The following is a 6,143-nucleotide window of genomic DNA, read 5'->3' on the forward strand; positions in this document are numbered from 1 at the left end:
TTTTGATTTTAGATGATATTGTTGAAATGAAAAAAATTAGAGTAGTAGAAAGAAAGAAAGAAATTCCAATAAAAGAATTAGAAAAGCAGGCATTAAGCAAAGTTAAAGATGAAAAAGAGTCGAATTTCAGAAATCCGTTTATGACTGCATTAAAAAAAGAAGGTTTATCTGTAATAGGGGAATTTAAGAAGGCATCTCCATCTAAAGGAGTAATTGTAGAAGAATTTAATATAAAAGAAATATTAAATTATTATACGTACCTTGGAATAGATGTGTTTTCAATTTTAACTGAAGAAGATTTCTTTTTAGGATGTGATGAATACTTAAAAGAAATTAGAAAAATTTCGCATATCCCAATATTACGTAAAGATTTTATTATTGATTTTTATCAAATTTATGAGGCAAAAGTTTTAGGCGCTAATGCAATTTTGCTTATTACTAGTGTTTTAGGAGAAAGTTTGGGAGCGTTTTATAAAGAGGCAAAAAGATTTAATTTAGAACCGTTGGTAGAAGTTCATAATAAAGAAGAATTAGATTTAGCACTTAAATATGATTGTGAAATTATCGGAATTAACAATCGAGACTTAAAAACTTTTCATGTCTCATTAGATACTACTAAAGAATTAATTCAGCATATCCCAAAAGAAAAGATAATTATAGCTGAAAGTGGGATATTGAGTATTGAGGATTTAAATAAGATTAAAAAGTATGGAGCAGATGGAGTTCTTATTGGAGAATTGTTCATGAGAAACATAAACGATTCAGAATTTAAAACTAAATATAAAGAGTTTAGAAGTAATAAGTAATTTGTTAAATCTAAAAAATACTAGATTATGCGGGGATTTAATATGATTCAAGTTAAAATTTGTGGGATAACTAACAAAAATGAAATTGATTATTTAAATATATTAAAGCCAGAATATATAGGATTTGTATTTGCAAAAAGTAAAAGACAGGTAACATCAGAAGAAGCTAAACAGTTATCTAATAATTTAGATAAAGAAATAAAAATAGTTGGAGTGTTTAAAGATAGTTCTATAGATGAAATTTTAGAGGTCATTAATACAATACCATTAAATATCGTTCAGCTTCATGGAAAAGAAGATGCAAACTTTATGTCCTCGTTAAAGGCAAGCGTGGGTGAATCAGTAAGTATATGGAAAGCATTATCAATAAGCGATGTTGAAAATATAAAAAAATATGCAGATAGTAAGTATAGTGATTTAATTGATAATATCCTTATAGATGGAGATAAACCAGGTAGTGGAGAAGCTTTTTCATTAGAAAATATATGTAAATTATTAAAAGTAGATTCTAATAAAAAAAACAATTGTGATCTAACTAATAGTCCATATAGTTTCTTTTTAGCAGGTGGTATAACACCAGAAAATGCAGCTGAAAGAATAGAAAAAGTAAATCCCTTTGGAATTGATGTTTCATCAGGAGTAGAAATTACAAATGAAGATGGAACTAGAACAAAGTCTTTTGAAAAGATAAGAAGTTTAATTGAAAAAGTAAGAGCGATTAATGTTAATTGAATCAAGAAAGGTGGAAAAGTAATGAAAGGTAAATTTAACGAATTTGGGGGGCAATACGTTCCTGAAACTGTAATGAATGCATTGATAGAACTTGAAGATGCTTATAATAAGGTAATAGATGATAAAGAATTTATGGATGAGTACATGTATTATTTAAATTATTATACAGGAAGGCCAAGTCCACTTTATTATGCTGAAAATATGACAAAAGATTTAGGTGGGGCAAAAATTTATTTAAAAAGAGAAGATTTAAATCATACTGGTGCTCATAAAATTAATAATGCTTTAGGACAAGTACTCTTAGCTAAAAGAATGGGTAAGAAGAAGGTTATAGCAGAAACAGGTGCTGGACAACATGGCGTTGCAACAGCTACAGTGGCAGCAAAGTTTGGCTTGGAATGTAAGATATTCATGGGAGAAGAAGACATAAAGAGACAAGCCATGAACGTTAAGAAGATGGAACTTTTAGGCGCTGAAGTTGTCCCTGTATTAAATGGAGTAAGAACATTAAATGATGCAGTAACTGAAGCAATTAGATATTGGGCTGCAAATGTAGAAGATACATACTACGTTTTAGGAACAGCTGCTGGTCCTCACCCATATCCAATTATGGTTAGGAATTTTCAAAGAGTAATAGGTGATGAAGCGAGAAAGCAAATCTTAGAGCTTGAAGGAAGATTACCGGATTATATTTTAGCTCCAGTTGGTGGCGGAAGCAATGCAATAGGAATATTTTATCCATTTATTCAAGACAAGGAAGTTAATCTTATTGGAGTTGAAGCAGCAGGTAAAGGCATTGAAACTGGAGAACATGCAGCAACTATTACAAAAAAGGAAAAAGGAATTTTACATGGAATGTTAAGCTATGTACTTCAGGATAATGATGGTGGAGTACTTGAAGCATATTCAATATCAGCTGGTCTTGATTATCCAGGAGTTGGACCTGAACATGCATATTTAGCTGAAACTAATAGGGCTGAATATGCAAGTATAACAGATGAAGAAGCTGTAAGAGATGGATTTATGTATTTAACAAGAATAGAAGGAATAGTACCAGCACTTGAATCATCTCATGCTGTAGCATATGCTAAAAAATTAGCATCAAAACTTGGTGGTGATAAAATCATAATTGTTAATATTTCAGGGAGAGGAGATAAAGATATGGATGCTGTGCTTGCATATCTAGGTGAAAAATAATGAATAGAATAGATGTATCATTTAATAAAGTAAAAGAAGAAAATAGAAAAGCTTTAATACCTTTTGTAACATGTGGAGCAGATTTTACAATTGAAGAAACAGCTGACTTGGTAGTGTCTTTAGAAAAAGAAGGAGCAACTGTAGTTGAAATTGGAGTTCCTTTTAGAGATCCTCTGGCTGATGGTCCAATAATACAAAATGCATATACTAAAGCACTTCAAAATGGAACAAAAGTGAAAGATGTATTTAAATGTGTAGAGCTAATAAGAAAAAGATCAGAAGTTCCAATTGTATTAATGGTGTATTTTAATGTTGTATACTTTACTGGAATAGAAAGTTTCATGAAAACAGCAGCCAAAAGCGGTGTAGATGGACTTATAGTTCCAGATGTTCCTCTTGAGGAAAGGGGAGATCTTGATAAAGTATGTGAAGATAATGGCATATACTTAATTCCTCTAGTAGCTAGAACTTCAAAAGATAGAATAGCGGCAATAACAAAAGGGGCAAAAGGTTTTGTATATTGCGTATCTACAAATGGAACTACAGGGGAAAGAAAAACTTTAGATTCTGGAACTTATGAATATTTAGCAGAAGTTAGAAAGAACGTAGATATACCAATGTGCATTGGTTTTGGGATTTCTTCAAAAGAAGTAGTAAAAGAAGTTAAAGAATATTGCGATGGAGTGATTGTAGGTAGTGCAATAGTTAAGAGAATGGCAGAAAGTAAACAAGCGGTAATAGATTTCGTAAAAGATTTAAGCGATGGTCTTAAATAATAAAAAATATATTATAATAAGCCATAAAAAAGCTCATATTTATTACAGGATAATTTCAGTTAAACCCACCTTATCGTAAAGATAAAGTGGGTTTCTTATTCTGATGTTAAAGGACTGAAAGAGTAAAAAGTATAAACAGGTTATTTGTTTTACAAGCTCCATTTTTCAATTTGATAACTAATTATACTTTCAGTACATATTCCTCTTTTGTACCAGTTACATGATCTACATATTTTATTAAATTTAGTTTCACTAAAATTTTTGTAAATAGTATCTATAATTTCATGAAACGTATAAACTTCATGTTCTTTGATATTGTATGTTTGTAAAGTACTATAATCTAATTCATTAACTTTATTTTGAGTTATGCAGCGATTATTAATTTGCCTGCTAGGACAATTATGACATAGGATATCACATTCTACATTGAACATAACTTTGGAATAAGGATTTTCCTTAATTAAAGTTACTAATTTATCCATACATTTTGTAAAGTTTTTACTATAGCCTAGTCCCTGATAAAAAAATAAACAATTTATATGATGTGGTCTAAGTAATAACATTTTTATAACTCCATCTAGTTTTTATTCCAGTATATAGTATATAAAAATAGTTTGTCAACTTGATAAAATAACAAGGTTGACTATTTGCGTAATCCATCTTATAAAATACTTTAATTGAAAATAAAGTTTAGGATAAAGAAGGTTATAAAATGCCTGAATATGAATTTTTTATAGGAGCAAAATATAATAAATATATCAATTAAAAATAGTTTTATTAAAGTGTATAGAATATCAATAGTAAATTGTAAGTAATAATGTTATAATTTTGAGGAAATGAGGTGTTTAAGTTTATGACAAAAAAGACTAGCAGAAATACAGATATATTAAAAGATACTAAAAATACAACATCTCCTAAAGTTTATTCCTTATTAGTGGAACTAGTAAATGCTGATAGGGAAGATTTAGCTGAAGATGTGCTGAAAATAGATTATTTATTAACATATGCTAATAATTGCATAAAGGATAAAGATCTAAGAGAGGCAAGAGATACCTTAGGGATTGCCAGAAATAGAATTGATAAGTTAGCTGATAATAATGTAAATGTTGAGTATTTAGTTTATCTTTATGATAAAATTACCTCGAAATTATAATTTATCAGAGATTATTTAAATTATATAGATAAAATATAAATATTAGTGTTATAATAAATTGATTTTCATTAAGTAATTAATGATTAAAATATAAATGTAAAGAGAGAAGAATAAATGAGATTTGAAAATTTAGAAAAAACCATAAACAAATTGGATAATGATATTGAGGCCTTAAGAAGGGTTAAACAATATTTATCAAATAAAGATGAAATTAATGAAATAAGTGATTTGTTAAATAAGGAAAGACAAGTACATGCAGATGAATTGTATATAGGTGACGCTGTAGCTTATAGTGAGAGTTTAGAAATATTAAAGCAATTGTTAAATAAAGAATTAGAAAAAGATGAACAAGTTAAATTATTAGAAGATATAAAAGAAATACACGGAAGAAAGTCACCAAATGTTAGTAAAAAAAGTCATGGACTTAATGCTTGGCTTAAGTTTCTTGATATTCAATGTGAGTGGATTGAAAATACGAATAGTGATTGGTCAACATTAGTTATAAGAGGATTTATACCAAGGAATAATAATTAAAATATTTTTTCAAAAGCAAGTAGGTTTTCATATTAATGGAAACTTATTTTTTTTCTGTAATTTTTATAATCTTCTATGTGTTAATAAAAAAATAAAATACAATTAGAATGAATTGATAGTGTATTATATTTTAGGTTATTTTATATACAGCAAGTTCGAAGCACTAAATATAGGAGCAATTTATAATGTAAGATCAAAGAAAAGTCATTATTATACAAAATGCCTAATACAAGTGTATAACTAAGTACTATAATCAGATAAATATAGAATTATAATGAAATATAAAAATAATCTGATTTTATAGTATAAATTTAAAGTCACTGGGTATAGTAATAGTGTAAGAGAAAATATATAGTTAAAGATATTAAAACAACTATATTTTACAAAACTACTTTGAAATTGAGATAGAAAAACTTTTGGGAAAGTTATTGACAAGAATAAATAGCGATGGTATGATGTAATTCGTTGCTGAAAAGCACAAAATTCAATAACTTAAGGTAATAAAGCATACAACAAAGAATGTTGGAAAAGTTTTTAAAAAAGGTTGTTGACAAAGTCTGAAGGCGATGATATACTGAGTAAGCTGTCAGAAACGACAGGAACTTGTAATGCCTTATAATAACAGGCTTTAGAAAGAAAAATTGGTCTTTGAAAATTGAACAGAATAACATAAATACATTTAAGTAAACCAGCAATTTTTATTTGAGTAAGCTAAGATTAAACTTTTTATTGAGAGTTTGATCCTGGCTCAGGACGAACGCTGGCGGCGTGCTTAACACATGCAAGTCGAGCGATGAAGTTCCTTCGGGAACGGATTAGCGGCGGACGGGTGAGTAACACGTGGGTAACCTGCCTCATAGAGGGGAATAGCCTTCCGAAAGGAAGATTAATACCGCATAAGATTGTAGTGCCGCATGGCATAGCAATTAAAGGAGTAATCCGCTA

Annotated in this window: 7 protein-coding genes and 1 rRNA gene; 7 read left to right on the forward strand and 1 reads right to left on the reverse strand. The window is 28.9% G+C overall.

Annotated features, from left to right (window positions below; genetic code table 11):
* Positions 1-2 precede the first annotated feature (2 nt).
* The 4 genes from trpC to trpA are packed head-to-tail and all read left to right on the forward strand — an operon-like array spanning position 3 to position 3,511.
* Positions 3-806, forward strand: a complete 804-nt coding sequence (trpC, locus tag T483_RS0108805) for an indole-3-glycerol phosphate synthase TrpC (protein ID WP_026886529.1) — start codon at positions 3-5, stop codon at positions 804-806.
* A gap of 42 nt (positions 807-848) precedes the next feature.
* Positions 849-1,538, forward strand: coding sequence for a phosphoribosylanthranilate isomerase (locus T483_RS0108810; protein WP_026886530.1), 690 nt, complete (start codon positions 849-851; stop codon positions 1,536-1,538).
* 21 nt (positions 1,539-1,559) lie between these two features.
* The gene (gene trpB / locus T483_RS0108815; RefSeq protein WP_026886531.1) at positions 1,560-2,735 is read left to right on the forward strand and encodes a tryptophan synthase subunit beta; all 1,176 of its coding nucleotides are present in this window, start codon (positions 1,560-1,562) and stop codon (positions 2,733-2,735) included.
* Positions 2,735-3,511 (forward strand): tryptophan synthase subunit alpha, encoded by a 777-nt coding sequence (gene trpA, locus T483_RS0108820; protein WP_026886532.1) that lies wholly within the window; start codon positions 2,735-2,737, stop codon positions 3,509-3,511. The genes trpB and trpA overlap by 1 nt, the downstream gene beginning before the upstream one ends.
* A 149-nt stretch (positions 3,512-3,660) precedes the next feature.
* Here trpA and T483_RS0108825 read toward each other — a convergent pair whose 3' ends face one another.
* Positions 3,661-4,074, reverse strand: coding sequence for a DUF1284 domain-containing protein (locus T483_RS0108825; RefSeq protein ID WP_026886533.1), 414 nt, complete (start codon positions 4,072-4,074; stop codon positions 3,661-3,663).
* Between the two features lie 290 nt (positions 4,075-4,364).
* Between T483_RS0108825 and T483_RS0108830 the strand changes: the two genes are divergently transcribed.
* The 3 genes from T483_RS0108830 to T483_RS0108840 all read left to right on the forward strand — a co-directional run.
* Positions 4,365-4,664: a hypothetical protein gene (locus tag T483_RS0108830; protein WP_026886534.1), complete on the forward strand. Its 300-nt coding sequence runs from the start codon at positions 4,365-4,367 to the stop codon at positions 4,662-4,664.
* Between the two features lie 114 nt (positions 4,665-4,778).
* On the forward strand, positions 4,779-5,198 hold the full coding sequence (locus tag T483_RS0108835) for a hypothetical protein (protein ID WP_026886535.1): 420 nt from the start codon (positions 4,779-4,781) through the stop codon (positions 5,196-5,198).
* 725 nt (positions 5,199-5,923) lie between these two features.
* A 16S ribosomal RNA gene (locus T483_RS0108840) occupies positions 5,924-6,143 on the forward strand; the annotation flags it as partial.

It is taken from the genome of Clostridium beijerinckii HUN142, assembly GCF_000621745.1.
Classification (GTDB): Bacteria; Bacillota; Clostridia; order Clostridiales; family Clostridiaceae; genus Clostridium; species Clostridium beijerinckii_A.